We start from the raw sequence: 22,866 nt of genomic DNA, 5'->3' as shown, positions 1-22,866 counted from the left end.
AATCTTGGCTGGCTTCGCTATATAGCCATTGCTTGTGTTAGAAAAAAGACTACGCACTCTTTTGAACAGTACTTACATCCTGCAAAGCATTATTCAATATCACTTGATGTTTACGATTAGCGTCGATGGTATAGGTTTTTTCTTTAATACTATCCACAAAAATCCAATCAGCTTGAACCTGTTGTGCCGTAAAACCTACTTTCAAATAACCGCGTTGATTTAAATTGGTATAATTTAATTCATCAATCAAAGTTGTGAATGCAAACTCAAACTGCTGTAGCTGTGCCAAAGGAATATTAAGATACTTTTCCATCCCAGGTGAAGACACCGAACTGGTTGCCAACTCGACCCCGACAAAATCCCCTGTTTGCGTATGCAAATTAGAAGCCCATGCATTATGAGTATCCCCTGCTAAAACGACCACTTTTTTGTTCAAGGTCTTAAGCGTGCCATACAAAATTTCACGCTCCGCATAATAACCATCCCACGCATCTAAATTATAAGGTGCTACCGTCGTAATACGTGCTTTCTCAGTTGCAGTTAAAGTAGGATCACCCTTTTGCATCCGCACTTTTAATGTCACCAATTCAGTAATTTGCTGATTCATTTTTGTTAATGTTTCAGTCGTGACATTTCCACTGGTAATTGCAGCTAAAGACATAAGCAATTCAGCAGGAATCAACATTTTTGACATCAACACTTGCTGACCCAACACATTCCAAGTTGCAGTAGATTGCGCTAATTTCTTTTGCAACCATTCACGTTGTGTATACCCCATGAGTGTACGAGTAGTACTGGTCAAATCTGCTTGAAATTTTGCAATATCTAAACCAGTCGCTGTCATATAGTTGGCGTATTCCAACTGTTGATCACGCGCTAAAATACGCGTATCGAGCATGGTGAGTTGAACCAATGTGCCATAATCAAATTGACGATAAATATTCAAGTGATCAGTGGCTGAAACTGGACGAATCGGCATCCACTCGAAATAAGCCTGTAACGCTGCTAATTTTCGATCTAAGAAACTTCCTTCGGTTGCAGGCTGATGATTTTCAGCACCTTCTTTCCATGCATCATTTGCCAACTCATGATCATCCCAAATCACGATGAACGGGTGACGTGCATGCGCTGCCTGTAAATCTAAATCGGTATGATATAAAGCATAGCGTTTACGATAATCGTCTAATTTAATAATTTCTTTATCATTATCAGCAGCTAACGTACGTCCTAATTTAGCTGCATCTTCTGTGGCATAACCATCTTTGCCATATTCATAAATATAGTCACCCAAATGAATGATGGCATCCACTTCTTGCTTTGCCATTTCTTTATAAACATAGAAATAGCCGGCTGGATAATTCGAACATGAACATACCGCAAATTGCACCGAATTAGTCGTTTCAGGCAAGGTTTTAGTCCGTCCAACTGTTGAAATCACTGAACCGAATTTAAAACGATAATAATAAGCTTGCCCAGATTTAAGCTTGTCGGCATCCACTTTGATTGTAAAATCTTGCGCTTTTGCTGTTTGAACTTTGCCAGTATTGATGATTTGGCTAAATTTATCATCAGTCGCAATTTCCCAAACCACCTCTAAACGCAATGATGTATCTTGTGGCGTAACACGCGTCCATAGAATCACGCGATCTTTGAGTGGATCGCCACTAGCAACCCCATGTAAAAATTCCACTTTTGTTTCAGATGTCGAATCGTCATCACTACCACAAGCAGTGAGTGAAACAGGTAAAGATAAAGCACCGAAACTGGCTAATGATTTTTGAATTAATTCACGGCGCGATATTGAATTTGGCATGATCTAAGATTTCCCCAAGGTTTTTTCTCAATCAATGTAGTTGGGGAATATTTCGTTTTAATCTCAAAACCATGAAGAAAACATGACAAATCATGATAAGTTCTACTTAAATTGTTTTATTTTCAAACATAAACACATGAATTGATTGAAAAGAAAGCAAATCGCTTCAAATACGCTTGCCAAGTAAAAAACTGTCCTATATTATTGCGCACATGCCCGAGTGGTGAAATCGGTAGACACAGGGGATTTAAAATCCCCCGCCCACAAAGCGTGCCAGTTCGAGTCTGGCCTCGGGCACCATTTTAATACTTCTTAAAATGGTGCAATAAAGAATCCTGCAATATGCAGGTTTTTTTATGTCTGGAACTGATGTGTAATAAGAAGAATTAAAGTTTTCAATGATTCACAGCATATGCATTTTTGAACAATCTTTCAAATTAGCTCATTTTCTAGCAATTTCTCATTAAAATATTTAGAATAGAAGAACTAAATTATTATATAAATTTTCATAAACTTAATTAGAATGAACAACAATGACTGATTTAATATCCAATTCAAAAGTAAGCATTCCAAGATTTCCACGAATTTTTGCGTTTATCATTGACTGTATTGTCCTCGGCGTGACGGGCATGGTCGTTGGTAAATCTCTATACCCTTATCTTGAAAATTCACCTTTTATTTTTCAATGTATCGGCACATTGATTTGCTTATTTTATTTCGCTGCATTGAATAGTAGTATTGGTCAAGGCAAAACAATTGGGAAAATGGTTTGTAAAATCAGAGTAACAAATTTAATGGGTTTCTCTATTTCAACATTCCACTCCCTTATACGCTCAAGTATTTTGATTATTCCACTGTGCTTTATTGGATACTTACAACAACAATCGAGTAATCAACTGAGTATAACTCTGCTTGTAGCCCTCTTTCAAAGTATCGTATTCGCCTGTTTCTATCTAGCTATTTTCAATAGAAACAGTCAACAATCCTTACATGATATATTCAGTAAAACTCAGATCTTAAGAAACTCACAATCAACTATTCCATATCACGCAGTATGGTCAGTTCACTATTACATCATGAGTGCACTGACTGTAATAATCTTTGCTGCCAACCTATGGACTTACCAACAAAATGCACCACTTTCAAATGACCTAAAAAATCAATTTTCAGGTGATATCACAAACATTCAAGTAGTCAACCAAAGCACTTCAATCGGTCAAGCAATATCAAATAATCAAATTCTTGTTTTAACTCTATCCACGCCAAAATATTTAAATCAGCAAGAAATCGCTGAAACATTAATTCAAGACCTACATACACAGCATCCCGACTTATTTTCAACTTATAAAATTAACAAAGTAAATTTAAATTTTGCTTATCAATTTGGTGCGACAAAGATTTCACGCTCAAAAACTTATGATTTCAGCTTAAATCAAAACCAACCTCGACTCGAATTTAGTGGTGAAAATTCTGCAATCTCGTTTGGATTCTAATTTTTTCAACAACCAACTCATTAAACAAAATCTACAGATAAAAAAAGACCATGCTTTTGGAAGCATGGTCTATAAAAATGGTGGCTATGACGGGACTTGAACCTGTGACCCCCGCATTATGAGTGCGGTGCTCTAACCAACTGAGCTACATAGCCTAAAACTGTGCGCGCATTATCTGCTGTAAACACGCATACGTCAAGCATTAATTATAATAAAATTCATTGAAGTGAGCCGATAAGCCGGGTTCTGTCGAGAACGATCATTCCTCTAGGCGCACAATCACTCATACGCTCAAGCGACCTACCCGGATCCAGCATGGGCCATGCCTATAGGATCCCTATTTGGTCTTGCTTCCGGTGGGGTTTACCATGCCATGAACTGTTACCAGCCATGCGGTGCGCTCTTACCGCACCCTTTCACCCTTACCTTCCATTTCTCCGAAGAGAAACGATAATGAAGGCGGTCTACTCTCTGCTGCACTTTCCGTCGGTTCACACCGCCCAGGCGTTACCTGGCACCTTGCCCTATGAAGCCCGGACTTTCCTCCCCTGCTTCAATCACGGAGATCTCCACAGCAGCGATCGTCTGGCTCACTTCGGGGCGTATCCTAACAAATTTTAGACTTAATTGCTTGCGCTTTTTTGAGCAATCAGTTTTTTATACTTTTCCATCAAGTCATCTTGACTTTCGACATGATTTGGATCAAGCGGAATACAATCGACTGGACAGAACAAAGCACACTGCGGTTTGTCATGATGCCCAACACATTCTGTACATAGGTTTGGATTGATTTCATAAATCAATTCACCCATGAAAATTGCTTCATTTGGACATACAGGTTCACACACATCACAATTGATGCATTCATCTGTGATAATTAAAGACACACTACCAACCTTGTTGATGTTTACGATTAAAAGCTTCTACGACACATTGTGGTACAAACTTAGTCACATCACCTTTTAATCGTGCAATTTCTCGAACCATGGTCGAAGAAATAAAAGAAAATTGTTCTGACGGCGTTAAAAATACCGTTTCGAAATGATGGTCAAGCTGACGGTTCATATTGGCAAGCTGAAACTCATACTCGAAGTCTGAAACTGCGCGTAAACCACGCAATACAGCAGTCGCATTCTGCTCACGAGAGAAATTTACCAATAAACCATCAAAACCAACGAATTCAACATTAGGTAAATGTTTAAGTGATTCTTTGGCTAACTCAACACGTTCTTCCAAACTGAATACTGGGTTTTTATGATGTCCTATTGCAATTGCAACCACAACTTCATCGAACATACGTGAAGCGCGTGCAACTAAATCAACATGCCCATTGGTAATTGGATCGAAAGTCCCCGGATAAATGACACGAGTTTTAGACATCCATTTGTACTCAAGTTTGTTATGAAGAGCTATAGTTTAACAAAAACTCAATTATTAGCGAATAACCTCAAGCAATTTACAGACAGCTTTTAATTGTGAAATGACTTCACCTGAAGCCAAGTTTGAGGCAAAATAAGGCTATTCTTGGAATATTTGTATTATGTCGAATAAGATTGTCGTTAAAAAAAATAATGGTGGTACGATTGCGCAAAATAAACGTGCGCGCCACGATTATTTTATTGAAGAAAAATTTGAAGCTGGACTTTCCTTACAAGGCTGGGAAGTAAAGTCATTACGTGCTGGACGTATGACCATTACTGAAAGCTATATTACGTTTAAGAATAATGAAGCTTTCCTGTTTGGTGCTCAAATTCAACCGCTCCTTTCAGCGTCTACACATGTCGTGCCTGAAGCAACTCGTACCCGTAAATTGTTATTGTCACGTCGTGAGCTTGAAAAGCTCATGGGCGCAGTTAATCAAAAAGGTTATACCTGTGTACCACTTGCGTGTTACTGGAAAGGTCATTTGGCAAAACTTGAAATTGCTTTAGTAAAAGGTAAGCAATTGCATGATAAACGTGCCACTGAAAAAGACCGTGATTGGCAACGTGATAAAGCACGAATTATGCATAAGTAATCCGCAATAAAAAACCTCCAAATTTGGAGGTTTTTTCAGATCAACTAGCAGAATTTTAGAGAGCCGTAACAGTTTGAAACTACGTTTTGATTACCTAATTGTTGGTTTTGTAATTTAAAATAAACTGGATTATTTTTGGTTGCCGAATCTAAGTCAGCAACAACTTTTGAAGATAAAGGTTGATCAGCCAATAAACTAATAAGCTCACCTAAACCATTAGCCTCAGCTTTAGGAGTATTAGGTCCTAATACCAATAAAGTCTCTGTTACTCTTTCTGCAACTTGCTTAAGAATATTATTATCTAAAATAATTGGTTGAGTTACATTTAATTTACCCAATTGTACTGGTTCATTAAATGACATCCACCAGCCTGTTTGAGCTACATCAGTACTCTCTGTCATGCCAGTTAAACTATTTTTATTAGCATCACCACTGGCAACTGATCCTAGACAGTATCGTGGACAATCGATCCCTCTAAATTCTTGAAATATTTCTGTTCAAAGGCTTCTGGACTTAACCAGCCGTTTGCAGAATGCCTTCTGACCCGATTGTAATAAATCTCAATATAATCAAACAAGACCGCATTCGCCTCTTTTCGAGTCGAAAACACACTGCCATGTACCACATGACCTTTTAATGTATGAAAGAAGCTTTCAGTCACTGCATTATCCCAACAGTTTCCACGTCTAGACATACTCTGAGTACAATCATTTTTCAGTAACAGCGCTCTAAAATCACGACTACAGTACTGTGAGCCTTGGTCCGAATGAACCATAACACCAGTTGGATAACCCTGACGAGCCATTGCATAGTTAAACGTATCACACACCAACTGGCGGTCTATTCGATGGCTGGTTTGCCACCCCACGATACGACGGCTAAATAAATCTAGCATCACACATAAATACAACCAACCTTCTTTAGTGCGGATATAGGTAATGTCTGTTGTCCAGACTTTATTAGGCTGAGTAACTGTAAATTGGCGATCCAACAAGTTGGGTGCTGTAGGCAAACGATGGGTTGAATCAGTCGTATGCTTGTATTTACGCGCAATCCTGCTACGTAAACCAAGCTTTTTTAGCATCCTTCCAATAGTACGTTCGCTCATGTTGTAACCTAAATCATGCATGTCATGTACTAATGAAGGTGCACCCAATCGTGCATGATGCTGCCAATATACGGCTTTTAAGTCATTATATTTCTGTGCCGTATTGGCTTGACGTTTTCGCCAGGCATAATAGCCTGAAGTGCTGACACCTAGGTATTTACAGGCAGAAGATACGGTGACTTCATTCATATCTAGATCTTGAATTACCGTGTACTTTTCTTGGCATGATCTGTTAGAAAGTACACATGCGCTTTTTTTAAGATGTCATTGGCTTCCTTGAGCTGTTTGACTTCTTTCTCTAATTCCACGATCCGCTGTTGTTCTGGTGAAAGTTGACGTTTGCTTGAACCTGCCGGATTGGTTTCACGAATCCATTTATCTAATGTTGAATAACCCACACCTAATTTCTGGGCGATTGCAGCTACAGACTCGTGTGAGTTTGAAAGTGCATAATCAATCGCTTGCTGTTTAAATTCGGGACTAAAACGTTTAGCCATTTCTTGAATCTCCAAAGATTAAAGTTACGTTATCTTTAGAGGGACGTGCTGTCCATTATTTTGTCTAGGATCAAACTTTAGCACCTGGCCATAGAAGTGGAATGGACTGTAAAGATAAATACCCACCTGTTCCTGTTAAGGGAATATTATGAAACATACTTAATGACTGAGTAAAATCAATATTCAAATTTAGATTATTGATTGCAGAACCATCTGCCATTTTAAATTTAGCATTTGGTTTTAGTGCTGTTACTAGGCCACAACCGTAACTCTTTCCTGGTGCATCACAAAACAAATCAACTCTTAGCTGATCTTTCGCAAACATAGAGGATGGAAATTCTGAACTACCGTTTGCAGCAATCGGAATAGTTTCTAATTTTGTTTTGATATTATAGATTTCAGCTTGGGTTTTTCTTTTACCATTTACAACAAATGGATCAAGCTTAAAATTTGCTGCAACAGATGGTACAGTAATCCCTGTACTGTCAGAACCTGTTCGACTGACAAATCGTATATTGGTATCAGCAATAGGTATAATACAAAATATAGCGCAAACATGTAAATCTGCATAACCTTGCAATTGCTGATCATTAGCACTAGCGCCAAGCTCATTACTTACTAAACCAAACTTAGTCTCCTTCGTACGAGCTGTACCCGTTGTTCCTGCTATTTGCATAAATCCACTTAAACGCTGTATCCCATCTGTCGTTGATGGGGCCGAATCGTTTTGTAAACCAGCTGTAAGTAATGCACTAATCTTTTCTGCACTGAAACGAATACCTTTCATTTCACGTGTAGAAGCAGAATTTGGGTTACTAATTGCAAATTCCATAAATGGATTCGTAATTTTTCCACTGGTAGAAGGTCGTCCATCTTTATATACAGGTACTCCATCTGCATCATAAGAATCTGGTAAACCACTCAATGCTAAATTTTTAATGTCAATATCACACGCACCCTCACCATTTGAGCCACCACAACCGAGTTGCAAATTTTTGATGTTCGCATTCAACTCCAATTCAGCCTCTAAACCCAGTTTATAAAAACCAACATTATTGTCAGTGATATTTTTCATTGGATTAGCTGTATCCTTTGGTGCAATATAAGATAAGCTCATTAAAGCCTGTCCATTCACATTCGACATCTCAGAATCTGTCATTTCCTGTAGTTTGATCTGTTCAGCTTCTGCAATTGCCATTGAACCTGTCAATAAAAATAGACTTTGCAAAATTTTTATTGAGATTTTCTTATTCATAACCTCACCATTTCATTTATTTATTATTTTGTTTCTTCCTCGAAACATAAGTTATTAGATATTATTTAATTAAGATTAAATCTCATTGGCTAAAAACTACACAATTTTATATACTGGATTAATTAAGTGAATATTCTGTCAATAAAATTCATAAAAATTAATGTGAAAATATTTTTCAAATTAAACAAATGAATTTTTATTTTTTAATAAAGCTAAATAACTAATTATTTTTTTTAAACTTATTCATACCACATATTAATAGTCAATTTTTTTCTTCTAATTTTTTATCACTACAAAAAGATAAATAACATTCACTTTCAACTTTATTCCTAAGATTATTTTCTATAAAACATTTGGAATGTAAATTCATGTACCTAAAAAGTTTAAATTTGATACATCTTAATTCAAAGAATTAAAAATAATTAACTGATTTTTATATATTTTTTAAATACACCAACATATTTTTACATTCAACAACTCATTTAGACACTAAGTTTTCTTGGTATTAAATGCCAATCTGATGAAAGGCAATATAAAAATCTAGACATAAGTAGTCAAAGTCGAATTCACAGAATCCGATTCAGCATCAATCCAATGTACTCACCAAACCATACTGCGGTTTCAAGATCACCAGCGGGTGGTGTTACTTCCACAGGTGCATTATCTGACTGAGTCATTAAACCAAGAAAGCTCGACATACGATTTAAATCATGAGTACTACGCCCTGTCGGCATCAACGGTAAACCTGTCCAAAGCATGCCATGTTGCATCGCGAATAAATTGATTTGTTGTAAAACAGCCAGTTTATCACCACTCAACCCACCACCATTGGTAAAACCTGCTGCAAGTTTGCCCTGCCATGCTCGCGCCAGCCAACGCTTCGATGACTGCTCCATAAACAATTTCAATCCAGAGGTTAAATTGCCCATGTAGGTTGGACAGCCAAAAACAATTGCATCGGCTTTATCTAAAACATCCCAATCAATATGTTCAATATCCATTTCAGATACGTGCGCGCCTACTTTCATTGCACCTTGAGCAATACAGTTAGCAACTTTTGCCGTATGCCCATAAGGGCTGTGATAAACAATCGCGATAGATTTGGACAAAGACATATCAATTAAAAACAAACAGATTTAGTCAAGTTTAGCATTAATTCAGTTTTAAACAATTCTTGCAAAGTTGATAAAATTCGATACAAGACGATTTAAAATGAATATAAGCATTTTAAATCACGCATTTGCATTTTTCATAAATACAAATGTTGCCATACGTCCTGTTTTGGCATGACGTCGATAAGAATAAAAATCCTGTTCTTGTAAATATGAACACTGATCACCACCCGTCACATTTTCCACACCATGTAATTTGAGAATAAAACATGCAATCGCATATAAGTCTGCAAAATATTTACCTGACTTTTCCCCTGCTTTAAATGCAGTTTCAAGTTCAGGATATTTTTCACAAAAAGCTTGTTTCACTTCTGCACCAATTTCAAAACATGGTTGGCTGATGGCAGCACCTAACCATGCCCAAGTCGGTGCGCTCTTCATTTCTGTAATGGTATTTTCAACAATACCGCCAGCAAGACCACGCCAACCGGCATGTAAATTGGCAATTTCAGAACCATCTGCATTTCCAAGCACGATTGGCAAACAATCCGCAGTCATCATCATCAAGGCATGACCTTGAGTTTGAGTCACCAAACCATCACCTTCTAATGCTTCAAAGGTTATTTCATCATTAATGGTATGACAAATGGTGCTATGGGTTTGCGTCATCCATGTGATTTTGTTAACACCAAATTCGGCAAATTCATCCAATAAAATCATACGATGCTGTTGCACACGTTTCGGATCATCATTGACATGCAAAGCTAAATTAAAACCTTCAAGTTCAGGCTGTACCGAGGGCAAAGCTTGATCATGTTGAATATGGGTTTGTCCCACGTACACACCATCAGGTAATCCTTGAACAAATTGCATGTCAATCTCCAATCTTTTATTCCAACCTTACTTATCTAAGTAATTAGCTAATGTTACTCACTTCAAAAACAGCATTATTTTAAAGCTTATTCGCTGGAGTCTTACATCAGAAGTTTTGATTTAGGAACTTGCCTTCGGCTCGACCTACTTTTCTTTCGGGAAAAGTAGGCAAAACAGAGATGGATCCGTAAATTTGAACAACTCCTATAAGTGATATTCTGCTCCTCAAATGATGTTATAAACATCAATATATGGAGTATTTTATGGCACGTAGACCAAGAAGAAATCATTCAAATGATTTTAAAGCTAAGGTAGCACTTGCTGCGATTAAAGCAGAAAAAACACTTGCTGAATTGAGTGCTGAGTTTGATGTTCATCAAAACCAAATTATTGACTGGAAAAATCAATTGATCTCAGCTTCCTCGCAAGCTTTCGATCAATCAAAAGCTCCAACAGAACCACCCATCGATCTAAAAAAACTACATGCAAAAATCGGTGAGCAGGCATTAGAAATTGATTTTTTAGAAGGTGTGTTGAAGAAACTGGGCCGCTTCAACCACAAAAGTTAATCGACGACTCACTTCAGATTTCAGTATCTAAGCAAGCTAAGCTGCTGAAAGTCTCCCGTGGTTGTTATTACTATCGCCCAAAACCTGTGAGTGCATCAGATCTGAAGCTGATGCGATGTATTGATGAATTACATATGCAATATCCTTTTGCAGGCAGTCGTATGATGCGTGATTTGTTGAATCGTCAAGGACATCATATAGGACGACGTCATACACGTACTTTAATGAAGAAAATGGGTATTCAGGCGTTATATTGCAAACCAAATTTAAGCCAGGCTAATCAAGCTCACCGTAAATATCCATATCTGCTCAAAGGGTTGGCTATTCAGCGCAGTAATCAAGTGTGGTCTACGGATATAACGTATATCCCTATGGCAAAAGGCTTTGTTTATTTATGTGCTGTGATTGATTGGCATAGCCGCAAGGTACTTGCGCATAGGGTATCGATTAGTATGGAGGTGGATTTTTGTATTTCGGCTTTAAATGAAGCGATTGAAAAATATGGTCGACCTGAAATATTTAATACAGACCAAGGCAGCCAGTTTACCAGTGATGCATTTATTGATGTATTGAAATCAAATGGCATTCAAATCAGTATGGATGGTAAAGGTCGATGGGTAGATAATGTGATGGTTGAACGATTATGGCGGAGCGTTAAATATGAAGAGGTGTATCTCAAAGCTTATAGCAGTGTCACAGATGCGAAAAAGCAATTAAGTGCATATTTTGAGTTTTATAATTTGAAACGACCTCATTCGAGTCTAGACAAAATGACACCAAATGAGTTTTACTATGATCAGCTACCCCAACAAAACAAGGTGGCTTAACTAGAGCGGAATATCACTTATAAATACGCTTTTAGTTGTTCAAACAAGTGGGACCACCTCTAAACCATTGTCATCCACAAAACTCGTCAGCTACCGTCAAAATATTGAATATGTCGCAAAAACATTTTCAATTAAAAGTAGTCTTGCCTCAAACACCTGTGGATGACGTTATCGCGTATCCACTTCATATCAACGGACAATTGATATTTGACATTACTACGTAACATCAGAGATTAATACGCTTTATTTTCAGAACGTAGTACTTCAACCAATGCAGTAAAATCTTCCGCCCACGGTGCTTCAAACATCATTTCTTCTTTGGTACGAGGATGAATCAAGCCCAGTTTAGATGCATGTAAAGCCTGACGTTTAAATGCTCTTAAAGTTGTTGTTAACTTTTCAGATGCACCTGCAGGAACTTTAACACGACTCATATACACAGGATCACCCACCAATGGATAACCGATATAAGTGAAATGGATACGAATCTGATGCGTACGCCCTGTTTCCAGTTGAGCTTGAACACGAGTGAAATGCTGGAAGCGTTCTTTCACATTATAATGCGTCACTGCATCACGCCCACCTGGAAGAATTGCCATTTTGACACGATCGACTGGATGGCGTTTAATCGGTTCATCAATTGTTCCGCCTGCAATGATATTGCCATAACAAATCAAGTCATAAACACGATAGACCGATTTTTTGGCAAGTTGCTTACTCAAAGAAAATTGTGCTTCAAGATTTTTCGCAACCACCAATAGACCACTGGTATCTTTATCGATACGATGAACTAAGCCTGCACGTGTTAATTCCGCAGATTTAGGAAAATGGTAAAGTAATGCATTTACAAGCGTACCATTTGGATTTCCTGCACCTGGATGAACGACCATTCCAACAGGTTTATTAATCACGATAATGTCATCGTCTTCATAAACAATATTTAACGGAATATTTTCAGGCTGTGCAGAAGTTTGCGCTTCTAGCTCAACTTCTAAAGTAAGTAGCTCATTTCCTTCGCATTTATACTTAGGTTTAACAATGTTACCATTTACCAACAAATGACCTTCTTTCAACCATTGTTTGAGTTTTTCACGTGAAAATTCACTCCAAACGGTTGCTGCTACTTGGTCGATACGCAGTCCTAAATAGCTTTCATCCAGTTGAAATTGCAACGATAAACGTGTTGCAGTCGGCGCAGAATTATGATTATCTGCATCCTCAGAATCTTCAAGTAGATTGAAATCATTTTCTGAGAAATTAGAATTAGAAGAGTGTGCTGAAGTCATTTGCTCATTCGGACAAAAGTGGTTTAATAGCGCAATTGTAGCCTATTGCCCGTATAAACAGAGGAATTTTTATGTCGCTACCACGTTATAAAGTCACAATGCTTGCTTTAACTGTAGGCTTAGCAACTGCATTTGTAGGCTGTAGCAGCAATCCGAAGAAGGATGTTGTTGATACGGGTCCTAAATCAAATGAGCAGACTTATTTCAATAATGCGATGAAGTCCCTCGATAAAGGACAATATGGCGATGCTGCAAAAGCCTTAGAGGCAATGGATACTTACTTCCCAACAGGGCAATATGCACAACAAGCTCAATTGGAATTGCTTTATACAAAATTTAAGCAAAAAGATTATGAAGGCACAATTGCACTTGCAGATCGCTTTATTCGCTTGAATCCTCAACATCCGAATTTAGACTATGCATATTATGTACGTGGCGTGGCAAATATGGAGCAAAACTATGACAGCTTGCTTCGTTATACTTCACTTAAGCAGGCGCACCGTGACTTAGGCTACTTAAAAGTTGCTTATCAAAACTTTGTCGATTTGATTCGTCGCTATCCATCTAGCCAATACTCAGTTGATGCAGCGCAACGTATGAAATTTATTGGTCAAGAGTTGGCTGAAAGTGAAATGAATGCGGCTCGTTTTAATATTCAACGTAAAGCGTATCTTGCTGCTGTTGAACGTTCACAATGGGTGGTTGAGCATTATCCGCAGACTCCTCAAGTACCTGAAGCTTTAGCAACCATGGCGTATGGCTACAACAAACTTGGGGATAAAGCGACAGCTCAACAATATATCGAAGTTTTAAAACTGAATTATCCAAACTTGGTCAAATCCAATGGTGAAGTGAATCTACGTGCTGCACGTAAAGAAGCAAGCTGGTGGAACCGTGCAACACTGGGTATCTTAGGTCGTGGTGATAAAGCAGATGTATCTAAAGATGCAAACATGTCGAATGAAGAAAATGCTGAAACTTCTGCCAATACCGAACAAAAATCAAGTCTTTTAAACAAAATGACTTTTGGTTTATTAGATCGTCCAAATCGTGAAGTATCGGCTGAACCTGCACGTGCAGATGAAAGTTTATATGATAGCCAACGCAATAAATAATCATTTAATTGCGACATCATCAGACGGGTTTTTACCCGTCTTTTTTATGCTTAGATATTTTTAAATTTCAAACTAAGGTACACTTTGCCTTACTCGTAATACAGAATACTGTTTGGCTTTTCTATGGCAATTCCTCAGCACACTATTGATCAAATCTTAGATCGTACCGATATCGTCGATCTAATCGGTCAACGTGTGAAATTGAAAAAGACAGGTCGCACCTACTCAGGTTGCTGTCCTTTTCATCAGGAAAAATCGCCCTCTTTTCACGTTTATCGTGACAAACAGTATTATCACTGCTTTGGTTGCCAAGCGAACGGAAATGCGATTCGCTTCTTGATGGACATTGATAATCGTAATTTTATCGATGTCATGAAAGAGCTTTCGAGTCATGCAGGTGTAGAACTTCCCAAAGATAATTTTGATAATAAAAAAATTTCTTATAAGCGTGAAGCAGTTAAAACGCAACCTAAAGCGGAGACTAAGTCTGTTGAGCAAAAGCCAAAAGACGTTGTACAAACTAAAGAGCAGATAAATAACCAATCTTTTGAAATAGACCCATTTGAAGCATTTAGCCAATATCCTGATCCAGAGGATTTTGATCCTACGCAATTTAATCAAGCCTTTGAGCAAATTCCTCAAGATGGCAACCTGTATGACCTGCTTGAAAACATTGCCCAGTTCTACGAAAAGCAACTGCCAAGTAGTAAAGTTGCTCAGAACTATTTTAAACATCGTGGCTTAAGTGCTGACACCATCCAATATTGGCGTTTAGGTTATGCACCTGAAGATTGGCAACATTTAGAAAAAGCCTTTCCTCAAGATATTGAAGGTTTAAAACTTCTTGGGTTAATTCGTACCAGTGATAGTGGTCGTGACTTTGACTTACTGCGTGATCGAGTCATTTTCCCAATTCGAGACAGTAAAGGTCGTGTGGTTGGTTTTGGTGGTCGTGCGCTAAATGATGAAATTAAGCCCAAATACATCAACTCGCCTGATTCGGAAGTGTTTCATAAAAACCAACTGCTGTATGGTTTATATGAGGGTCGTAAAGACCGTGCGCAAAATTGGCTCATGGTTGAAGGTTATATGGATGTCATTGCACTACAGCAAAATGGCATTTCAGGTGCGACTGCAACTCTCGGTACAGCCAGTAATGCTGACCATCTCAATATTCTATTTAAGCAAAATAGCCAAATTACCATCGCATTTGATGGTGATGCCGCAGGTCAAAAAGCTGCAAGACGTACTTTAGAAATTGCTCTCCCCTTACTCAATGATGGTCGTGAGCTGAAATTCTTTGTCTTACCTAAAGAACACGATCCTGACTCATTGATTCGTAAAGAAGGTTTAGAAACTTTCCATCGAATTTGGCAACAATCGCCTTTACTATCAGATTTTGTCTTTGCCTTACTCAGTCAAAACTATGATGTGACTACACCTGAAGGAAAAAGTCAGGTCATGGCTGAACTCAATCAACTGACTGAACTGTTACCGAAACAAGGTTCTTATCGTTATTTGCTTCGTCAATTCTTTAAAGAAAAACTCGGCTTTAACCGTAAATGGCAACCTCAAGTCAGTGTAGATGCCTCGCTGTCTTTTAATATTCGTACCAAAGATGAAGACTTTGCTGTTGCGATTTTGATGCAACATCCATTTCTCTATATTCACTTTGAAGTTTTGCGCGCAATCATTCCAAATGATGAATTATTGGCACAGATTTTAGCGGTATTTGATTCAGTTTTTGACGAATTACCTGATGATCAAGACTTAGCAACTTATTATATTTTAGGCGCTTGTGGTGCATATCATTTGGAACTTGCTGAAATCATGCAACGTACAAATATTCAAGCTTTAACAGAAGCACCAGAACTGGCGGATAAATTGGCTTCGGAATACTCTCTCTCACTTCAAGAAAAGTATTTAAAACAAAAACTCAAAGCCCCAACGTCTTTGAGTGAATCACGTAATCTGCGTAAACAATTGAACGAATTGACCAAGAAAATTAGTTTAAAATTAGTACATAGCTAGATACAAAGGATGTAAATTTAAAATGCCCCAACCGCTTATTTCAATTGATTTAGACGATGTTTTTCTAGAAGGCTGTGATTTTAAAATTGATATTTCACAACAGCAAGAACATTTAAAAATCACACTGGATGGTGGTTATCAGGGTTCAGAAAATATTGTCTATTTTGAGCTGAATTTTAAACATGTCGCATGTTTTTATTATGAAAATAATGAGATGTGGGCAGAAGCGCTTGATCAGAAATATGATTTATCAACAATTATCGAAAATGGCTATCGTGGAATTTTTAGATGCGATCAGAGTGATCTCGATAAAATGAAAGATTATGACCCACTCAACCGACTTGATCTCACTCGTTTTTTAATCATCGGGCAACATTGCTTCTGTGAGTTTATTGCACAAAAACAATTTGCAATTCACGAAACGTATTCAAGAGATGAGTAATGCTTTTTATTTTGCCTTCGGCTTTCGTTCTTGCTCAAAAATATCCTGAATATTGTCTTTCATCCATTCAAAATGTGAAGGATCTTCATGTTGAGCCGCTTCACGCAATAAAATAGACGTTGGATGTAGAAGCTTTTGCGTTAAACGATGCGCAAAATCCGCCATCACATGTTGCGTATCTTCCCCTGACTGAATCCGTTCCATCGCACTTGCCAATTCAATCTGACTTTGATCTTCACCATGCTCACGAAACAGTTGAATAGTACTACCTGCTTCTTTGACTTTCTGTTGCGTGATCATCTGCGTAACCAGCTGATTCACCATCACTTCTGCCTCAACAGCGGCTTGGCGACGTTGCGCAAGATTCTCGTCAATCACAGTCTGCAAGTCATCTACACCGTATAGATACACTCCATCCAAGCTTTCAACTTTTGGATCTATATCACGAGGAACAGCTAAATCGACCATGAGCATTTGCTTATAACGACGCTTTTTCAGCGCCGCCTTCACATCTGCAAATGCAATCACTTGGTGCAGACTCCCCGTACAGCTTGAAATGACATCGGCACGATATAAATTTTCAGCCAATTCATCAAAAGGAATAATTTCAACTTCAACACGATGTGCGATTTCTTGGGCTAATTTTTCAGCACGCTCACGACTACGGTTGCAAATCAGAATTTTTGCAACGCCCATTTCAGCTAAGTGTTTTGCCACTAGGCTATTCATTTCCCCTGCAGCGACCACCATAATCGTCAATTTTTCGGGCTTACTAAAGACTTGCAATGCCAACTGAGCAACAGCATAACCCATTGAAACAGCATGACTTCCTACCGCAGTTTCAGAACGTACCCGTTTTGCTGCATAGAAAGCATATTCAAAAATTTGATTGAGATTTTGCGAAACAATTTCAGCATCTTTGGCTAAAGATAATGCTGTTTTGACTTGCCCTAGAATTTGCGGTTCACCAAGCATCAAAGAATCTAAACCACTGGCAACACGCATCAAATGCGATACTGCATCGGTATTTTCATAACGATATACATGATTTGACAATTGCTTTACATCAATACCATTGGTTTGGGCGAGCCAATTCAATACCATATCGGCATTTTCAGCCATGGCATAGACTTCAGTACGGTTACATGTTGAAACCACCACCATATCATTTAAATTTGATTGGTGACTTTGCGTAACAAGTAGATCTTTTAATCGTTCTGGATTAAAAGCGATTTGTTCACGTAGCTCAACAGAAGCAGTTTGATGGTTGACACCCAATGCAAAGAAAGACATATCAGATCATCATTTCGCTAAATTTATGTTATTGTGCAATAACGGTGTCATAAAAAGCATACTTGGATTCGAAAAAATTGCGTCAAACAAACAGCCGTTTCAACGGCATGACAATTAAGCAATATTCTACCACATTCTTACTGGTTGGTAGCATGGCTTCTAGTGCTCATATTAGAGCATCTGGAGAATTTTATCATGCAAAATATAATACTGACGCATTAAAGCAAAGCATTATTGCCGAATTTTCGTTGGCTTATCACGATACAGCAACAGCACTGCACAACTATACTGTACTTGCGATTCGCAGTAACTCGACGACAATCAAACAACGTGCTTTAAACATTGCCATTGAACAAAATGATTTACAGGCAGCTTTAGACATTGCAACGCATTGGGTTGTACAAGAACCTGATGACGTTCCTGCAAAATTTTATTTAGCACATATTGCCTTAAAATCTCATGAGTATGAGCTTGCTGCACAAACATTGGATAGTATTTTAAATATTGATTCCAATGCGGATTTAGAAAAAATCCTAGAAGGAATTGCACCTGACTCCGAAACCGATCGAATTGACTTACTCAATACACTCAATGCCAGTAAAGAAAAGAATAATCCCTCGGTACTCATTTTGATTGCTGGCTTAGAAGCCCAAAATGACAATATTGAACAAGCTTTAGTGACCGTCAACAAAGCACTCAAAAAGCGTCCGAAAGTCACTGGTTTTATTTTGATGAAAGCCAATTTATTGGAAGCTTTAGGTGACCAAGAAGCAACTGCGGACTGGTATGATCGTAGTAGCCGAAAGAATAAATTTAACTATGATATTCGACTTGCTGAAGTTAAATATCTGATTAAAATTCATCAATCTGAGCAAGCACTTGAAAAGTTAGAAAAGATGATAAAAACTTGGCCAGATGCAGAAGAAGCTTTATTTATTGCGGGTTTAACTGCGATTGATTTAAAAAAACTGGATCAAGCTGAACAATATTTAGTCGAACTTCGTTACTCATCACGCTACCAAAATGAAGCCTATTATTATTTAGCAGTCAATGCTGAACGTAAGCAAAATGATGAAACAGCCAAAGCTTATTATCGTTTGGTCGATGGAAATTTATATACAGTTTCTAGACGTAATCTAATTTCAATTTATGATCGCCAAAACAAAATGAATGATGCTTTGCGTTTTCTCACTCAAGAACGTGTGAATTATCCGCAACATGCGAGTTTTTTATACCAAGCTCAGGCTGAAATTTTAAAGCGCATGGACAATAAAAAAGCAGCATTGCGTCTACTCAAAGAAGCAGTTAAAAATCTTCCCGATGATCCAGAACTACTTTACTCAGAAGTATTATTGCTTGATCCTTTTGAAGATCGTGATCAACTCGATAAAGCATTGAAACAGCTATTAAATATTGAACCAAACAACCCTGCTTACCTCAATGCCTACGCCTATACATTGGCGTTACAAAACAGACGTTTAGGTGAGGCACGAAGCTATGCAGAACATGCTTTGGAGTACGCACCAGACCAAGCTTCGATCTTAGATACACTTGGTTATATTACCTTCTTACAAAATGACTTTGATGCAGCGTCAAATATTCTGAGTAAAGCTTATAGCTTGAGTCACAGCGTCAATATTGGCGTGCGCTATGCAAAAGCATTGTATATGCAAGGTGCATTGCCAGAATTTAATGAAGTGTTACAACAACTCAAACAAAATCATCCAAATGATCCGCAATTAAATCAATTAGATTCATTAATATTACCGCCACAGATTAAAAAGAGTTAATTACGGGTATGCGTCATATTCAAAAGCTTATTTTCACCCTGACAGCGACAGCAACACTGAGTTTCGCAGGCTGCCAACAAGTTGTTAAACCTACTCAAACGACAACGACTGTTGAAGCACCAACAGAAAGCACACCATCACTTCAAAAGCCAAGTAATCAATTTGATTTACAAGGTAAAATTGGAGTGAAAACCCCCAAACAATCGGGCAGCGCATTCTATACATGGTCTCAAGACCAAGAGAATTTCAATATTCAACTGAACGGTATCCTCGGAATTGGAAAGACCATCATCGAAGGAAAATCTGGTGAGGTCATGCTAAATAGTACCAAAACAGGTTTAATTAGCGCTGAAAATCCAGAAGAATTACTTGAAAAAGCCACAGGTTGGGTTGCACCCATTACTCATATTATCAATTGGGTACAGGCATTCCCTGCAACTGAAAATGCCCAAATTCAACGTGATACTTCACAACGGATTGTACAATTGGTTGAAGATGGTTGGGTGGTAGATTTCAGCTACAATGATAAGGCAACACTCCCCAATAAATTGATTTTGAAACAAACATTGGAAAATGATCAAGAAAATCGTATTACAATGGTGATTCAAAATCGTTAAGTATTGAATTCAATTTAGACAATGAAAGCTATGATTCGTGTACCCTCGCCTGCAAAACTTAATCTGTTTTTGCACATTACTGGTCGTCGTGACAATGGTTATCACGAGTTGCAAAGCATTTTCCAACTGATCGATTTGTATGATTGGTTGGAGTTTACGCAAACAGAAGATCATCAGATTTCAATTGATGGATTGAATAGTGTCGATATTGAACAAAACTTAATCTATAAAGCCACACAAATTTTAAAACCTTTTGCCAAAGCAATAACGGGCTTAAAAATTAGAATCGAAAAAACCATTCCAATGGGTGCAGGTTTAGGCGGTGGCTCATCCAATGCTGCGACCACGCTGATCGTGGTCAATCAACTTTGGCAGTGTGGTTTAACAATTGATCAGTTGGCAGAACTCGGTGTTCAATTAGGTGCAGATGTACCAATCTTTGTGCATGGACGAAATGCTTGGGCGGAAGGCATTGGCGAACACTTAACATTCATAGACTTAGATCAAAAACAATACATTGTGTTAAAACCTGACTGTTTTATCAGCACTCAGCTACTATTTTCACAAAAAACATTGACAAGAGATACGAAGCCTACTAAATTTTGCGCCTATCAGCTAAAGCCATCTGATTTTGGAAATAACTTTGAGCCTTTGGCAAGAAGTCTATATCCTGAAGTCGATGAAGCCATGCAGTATTTAGATCAGTTCGGTACAGCAAAGCTTACAGGTACAGGTGCTTGTGTTTTTGTTGAAATCACTGAACAAATGAATGTAGATGAAATTTTAAAACATTCACCGTGTAAAGCTTACATTGTGAACAGTTTAAATGAATCACCTTTAGTTCATTTTAAAGTGTAATGATAGGGGCGTCGCCAAGTGGTAAGGCACCGGGTTTTGATCTCGGCATCCGTTGGTTCGAATCCAGCCGCCCCTGCCATCATTTTCATCTGTAAGATGTTTGTTCATCTAAGTAATAGGGGCGTCGCCAAGTGGTAAGGCACCGGGTTTTGATCTCGGCATCCGTTGGTTCGAATCCAGCCGCCCCTGCCATTACTTATACATCGAACAACACATCGTTTTAGGGGCGTCGCCAAGTGGTAAGGCACCGGGTTTTGATCTCGGCATCCGTTGGTTCGAATCCAGCCGCCCCTGCCATCTATTTTCAAAAAAGACAGAACATGGTAATTTACATTTTCAGTCAATTTACCTTGACATAAACATGTAAAAATACTAAAATTCTGCCGCATTAGGGGCGTCGCCAAGTGGTAAGGCACCGGGTTTTGATCTCGGCATCCGTTGGTTCGAATCCAGCCGCCCCTGCCATCTATTTTTAAATCTGCCAACCGCCAAGGGTGCTTCATGCCCAATCTTGTCGTTTTTAGTGGAACTGCGCATCCACAATTCGCCCAAAAAGTCGTTAGCCATTTGCATATCCCTCTGGGTGCTGCCGCTGTAGGTAAATTTTCTGACGGTGAAATCACTGTTGAAATTACTGAAAACGTACGTGGTAAAGACGTATTTATCGTACAACCTACTTGTGCCCCTACCAATGATAACCTCATGGAAATCTTAGTAATGGCTGACGCTTTGCGTCGTGCAAGTGCTGGTCGTATTACTGCTGTGATTCCTTACTTCGGTTATGCACGTCAAGACCGTCGTCCTCGTTCAACTCGTGTTCCAATTACTGCTAAAGTTGTTGCAGATATGCTCACAACTGTAGGGATTGACCGTGTTGTGATGATCGACTTGCACGCTGACCAAATCCAAGGTTTCTTCGATATCCCTGTAGACAACATCTACGGTACTCCTGCATTACTTGCTGACTTACGTCAACAATCACATGACAACTTGATGGTGGTTTCACCTGACGTTGGTGGTGTAGTTCGTGCACGTGCTGTTGCTAAACAAATGGGTGATATTGACCTTGCAATCATTGATAAACGTCGTCAAAAAGCGAATGAATCACAAGTGATGCATTTGATTGGTGATGTGAAAGATCGTGATTGTGTCATCGTCGATGATATGGTTGATACAGCTGGTACATTGTGTAAAGCTGCTGATGCATTGAAAAAATTCGGTGCGCGTAAAGTTGTTGCTTATGCAACACACCCAGTACTTTCAGGTAAAGCACTAGAAAATTTAAGCAACTCTGTGATTGATGAATTGGTTGTTACTGACACCATTCCACTTTCAGATGAAGCATTAAAACTTGGTAAGATTCGCCAAGTTTCAGTAGCAAGTATGGTTGCTGAAACAATTCGTCGTATTAACAACGAAGAATCTATTAGCGCAATGTTCGATTCTTATCTATAATATAGCGCTGAATTTCAAAGCCCTGCCTTTTGGTGGGGCTTTCTATCACTAGACTGGTCGAAGGTCTAGTCAATTAAACTTAAATTAGGAATGTCTATCATGGCAAACTTCGTATTAAATGCAGTAGCACGTGAAGAAGCAGTTCAAGGGAAAGGTTCGAGCCGCCGCCTTCGTCTTCAAAACAAAGTACCAGCGATCATCTACGGTGGTGAAGCTGCTCCTGTTGCTGTAACTTTAGAACTTCGTGAGCTTGTTAAAGCTTTAGAAAGCAATGCTTTCTTTGAAGAAGTTGTTGAAATCAACATCGAAGGTAAAGTTGAAAGCGTTAAAATCCAAGCTTTACAACGTCACCCTTCTAAAAACACGCCAATGCACGCTGACTTCAAACGCGCATAAGTGTTAAATGGTGTAAATG

Annotated in this window: 21 protein-coding genes, 6 tRNA genes and 1 other RNA gene; 16 read left to right on the top strand and 12 right to left on the bottom strand. The window is 38.5% G+C overall.

Annotation, left to right across the window (positions count from 1 at the left end):
* Window positions 1-49: 49 nt before the first annotated feature.
* Window positions 50-1,813 carry an alkaline phosphatase D family protein gene (locus BEN71_RS05380; protein ID WP_068975525.1) on the bottom strand — a complete coding sequence of 588 codons (1,764 nt, stop codon included), beginning with the start codon at window positions 1,811-1,813 and terminating at the stop codon, window positions 50-52.
* Between the two features lie 214 nt (window positions 1,814-2,027).
* Between BEN71_RS05380 and BEN71_RS05375 the strand changes: the two genes are divergently transcribed.
* A tRNA-Leu gene (locus BEN71_RS05375) sits at window positions 2,028-2,113 on the top strand.
* Between the two features lie 233 nt (window positions 2,114-2,346).
* Window positions 2,347-3,306, top strand: coding sequence for an RDD family protein (locus BEN71_RS05370; protein ID WP_068975526.1), 960 nt, complete (start codon window positions 2,347-2,349; stop codon window positions 3,304-3,306).
* A gap of 78 nt (window positions 3,307-3,384) precedes the next feature.
* On the opposite strand, the gene BEN71_RS05365 is transcribed toward BEN71_RS05370, so the two are convergent.
* The 4 genes from BEN71_RS05365 to coaD form a co-directional block, all read right to left on the bottom strand.
* Window positions 3,385-3,461: transfer RNA gene (locus tag BEN71_RS05365), tRNA-Met, on the bottom strand.
* Between the two features lie 64 nt (window positions 3,462-3,525).
* An RNA gene (gene rnpB, locus BEN71_RS05360) (RNase P RNA component class A) lies at window positions 3,526-3,903 on the bottom strand.
* Window positions 3,904-3,929: 26 nt separating this feature from the next.
* Window positions 3,930-4,193: a YfhL family 4Fe-4S dicluster ferredoxin gene (locus tag BEN71_RS05355; RefSeq protein ID WP_068975527.1), complete on the bottom strand. Its 264-nt coding sequence runs from the start codon at window positions 4,191-4,193 to the stop codon at window positions 3,930-3,932.
* 1 nt (window position 4,194) lies between these two features.
* A complete protein-coding gene (coaD, locus tag BEN71_RS05350; protein WP_068975528.1) occupies window positions 4,195-4,686 on the bottom strand; it encodes a pantetheine-phosphate adenylyltransferase in 492 nt (163 codons plus the stop codon).
* Window positions 4,687-4,846: 160 nt separating this feature from the next.
* On the opposite strand from coaD, the gene smpB reads away from it, so the two are divergent.
* Window positions 4,847-5,323 carry an SsrA-binding protein SmpB gene (gene smpB, locus BEN71_RS05345; protein ID WP_068975529.1) on the top strand — a complete coding sequence of 159 codons (477 nt, stop codon included), beginning with the start codon at window positions 4,847-4,849 and terminating at the stop codon, window positions 5,321-5,323.
* Between the two features lie 44 nt (window positions 5,324-5,367).
* On the opposite strand, the gene BEN71_RS05340 is transcribed toward smpB, so the two are convergent.
* From BEN71_RS05340 to pgeF, 5 genes are all read right to left on the bottom strand, one after another.
* Entirely contained in the window at window positions 5,368-5,724 is a 357-nt protein-coding gene (locus tag BEN71_RS05340; protein WP_068975530.1) for a hypothetical protein, read from the bottom strand.
* A 44-nt stretch (window positions 5,725-5,768) separates the two neighbouring features.
* Window positions 5,769-6,928, bottom strand: a protein-coding gene (locus BEN71_RS05335; RefSeq protein ID WP_117276768.1) for an IS3 family transposase whose coding sequence is annotated in 2 segments (ribosomal slippage) — window positions 5,769-6,694 and window positions 6,694-6,928 — 1,161 coding nt in all. Because the reading frame shifts where the segments join, the coding sequence is not laid out codon by codon here.
* 70 nt (window positions 6,929-6,998) lie between these two features.
* The gene (locus BEN71_RS05330) at window positions 6,999-8,183 is read right to left on the bottom strand and encodes a hypothetical protein (protein ID WP_068975882.1); all 1,185 of its coding nucleotides are present in this window, start codon (window positions 8,181-8,183) and stop codon (window positions 6,999-7,001) included.
* A 566-nt stretch (window positions 8,184-8,749) separates the two neighbouring features.
* A complete protein-coding gene (locus BEN71_RS05325; protein ID WP_068975883.1) occupies window positions 8,750-9,298 on the bottom strand; it encodes a flavodoxin family protein in 549 nt (182 codons plus the stop codon).
* Between the two features lie 117 nt (window positions 9,299-9,415).
* Complete coding sequence (pgeF, locus tag BEN71_RS05320) at window positions 9,416-10,168, bottom strand: peptidoglycan editing factor PgeF (protein WP_068975884.1); 753 nt, start codon at window positions 10,166-10,168, stop codon at window positions 9,416-9,418.
* Window positions 10,169-10,431: 263 nt separating this feature from the next.
* Here pgeF and BEN71_RS05315 point away from each other — a divergent pair.
* Window positions 10,432-11,564, top strand: a protein-coding gene (locus BEN71_RS05315) for an IS3-like element ISAba14 family transposase (RefSeq protein ID WP_223155595.1) whose coding sequence is annotated in 2 segments (ribosomal slippage) — window positions 10,432-10,684 and window positions 10,684-11,564 — 1,134 coding nt in all. Because the reading frame shifts where the segments join, the coding sequence is not laid out codon by codon here.
* A 233-nt stretch (window positions 11,565-11,797) separates the two neighbouring features.
* Here BEN71_RS05315 and rluD read toward each other — a convergent pair.
* On the bottom strand, window positions 11,798-12,850 hold the full coding sequence (rluD, locus tag BEN71_RS05310; RefSeq protein ID WP_068973411.1) for a 23S rRNA pseudouridine(1911/1915/1917) synthase RluD: 1,053 nt from the start codon (window positions 12,848-12,850) through the stop codon (window positions 11,798-11,800).
* Window positions 12,851-12,921: 71 nt separating this feature from the next.
* Here rluD and BEN71_RS05305 point away from each other — a divergent pair, with 71 nt between their 5' ends.
* The 3 genes from BEN71_RS05305 (at window position 12,922) to BEN71_RS05295 (ending at window position 16,438) form a co-directional block, all read left to right on the top strand.
* A complete protein-coding gene (locus BEN71_RS05305) occupies window positions 12,922-13,965 on the top strand; it encodes an outer membrane protein assembly factor BamD (protein WP_068973412.1) in 1,044 nt (347 codons plus the stop codon).
* Between the two features lie 123 nt (window positions 13,966-14,088).
* Complete coding sequence (locus BEN71_RS05300; RefSeq protein ID WP_068973413.1) at window positions 14,089-15,996, top strand: DNA primase; 1,908 nt, start codon at window positions 14,089-14,091, stop codon at window positions 15,994-15,996.
* Window positions 15,997-16,018: 22 nt separating this feature from the next.
* Window positions 16,019-16,438: a hypothetical protein gene (locus BEN71_RS05295; protein WP_068973414.1), complete on the top strand. Its 420-nt coding sequence runs from the start codon at window positions 16,019-16,021 to the stop codon at window positions 16,436-16,438.
* Between the two features lie 6 nt (window positions 16,439-16,444).
* Here the strand turns inward: BEN71_RS05295 and hemA are convergent, their stop codons facing one another.
* Window positions 16,445-17,731, bottom strand: coding sequence for a glutamyl-tRNA reductase (gene hemA, locus BEN71_RS05290; RefSeq protein WP_068973415.1), 1,287 nt, complete (start codon window positions 17,729-17,731; stop codon window positions 16,445-16,447).
* Between the two features lie 77 nt (window positions 17,732-17,808).
* Between hemA and BEN71_RS05285 the strand changes: the two genes are divergently transcribed.
* The 9 genes from BEN71_RS05285 (at window position 17,809) to rplY (ending at window position 22,847) form a co-directional block, all read left to right on the top strand.
* Window positions 17,809-19,521, top strand: coding sequence for a tetratricopeptide repeat protein (locus BEN71_RS05285; RefSeq protein ID WP_193924999.1), 1,713 nt, complete (start codon window positions 17,809-17,811; stop codon window positions 19,519-19,521).
* Between the two features lie 8 nt (window positions 19,522-19,529).
* On the top strand, window positions 19,530-20,138 hold the full coding sequence (lolB, locus tag BEN71_RS05280) for a lipoprotein insertase outer membrane protein LolB (RefSeq protein WP_068973416.1): 609 nt from the start codon (window positions 19,530-19,532) through the stop codon (window positions 20,136-20,138).
* 30 nt (window positions 20,139-20,168) lie between these two features.
* A complete protein-coding gene (ispE, locus tag BEN71_RS05275; protein WP_068973481.1) occupies window positions 20,169-20,996 on the top strand; it encodes a 4-(cytidine 5'-diphospho)-2-C-methyl-D-erythritol kinase in 828 nt (275 codons plus the stop codon).
* 4 nt (window positions 20,997-21,000) lie between these two features.
* Window positions 21,001-21,075 (top strand) — tRNA-Gln (locus BEN71_RS05270).
* Between the two features lie 38 nt (window positions 21,076-21,113).
* Window positions 21,114-21,188 (top strand) — tRNA-Gln (locus BEN71_RS05265).
* Window positions 21,189-21,218: 30 nt separating this feature from the next.
* A tRNA-Gln gene (locus BEN71_RS05260) sits at window positions 21,219-21,293 on the top strand.
* A gap of 93 nt (window positions 21,294-21,386) precedes the next feature.
* Window positions 21,387-21,461: transfer RNA gene (locus BEN71_RS05255), tRNA-Gln, on the top strand.
* A 36-nt stretch (window positions 21,462-21,497) separates the two neighbouring features.
* Window positions 21,498-22,451 carry a ribose-phosphate pyrophosphokinase gene (locus BEN71_RS05250; protein ID WP_068973417.1) on the top strand — a complete coding sequence of 318 codons (954 nt, stop codon included), beginning with the start codon at window positions 21,498-21,500 and terminating at the stop codon, window positions 22,449-22,451.
* A gap of 99 nt (window positions 22,452-22,550) precedes the next feature.
* On the top strand, window positions 22,551-22,847 hold the full coding sequence (gene rplY / locus BEN71_RS05245) for a 50S ribosomal protein L25 (protein WP_068973418.1): 297 nt from the start codon (window positions 22,551-22,553) through the stop codon (window positions 22,845-22,847).
* Window positions 22,848-22,866: the final 19 nt, after the last annotated feature.

This window comes from Acinetobacter wuhouensis, assembly GCF_001696605.3.
GTDB lineage: Bacteria > Pseudomonadota > Gammaproteobacteria > Pseudomonadales > Moraxellaceae > Acinetobacter > Acinetobacter wuhouensis.
Note: the sequence above shows the minus strand (reverse complement) of the source record. Positions and strands in the feature narration are given on the sequence as shown.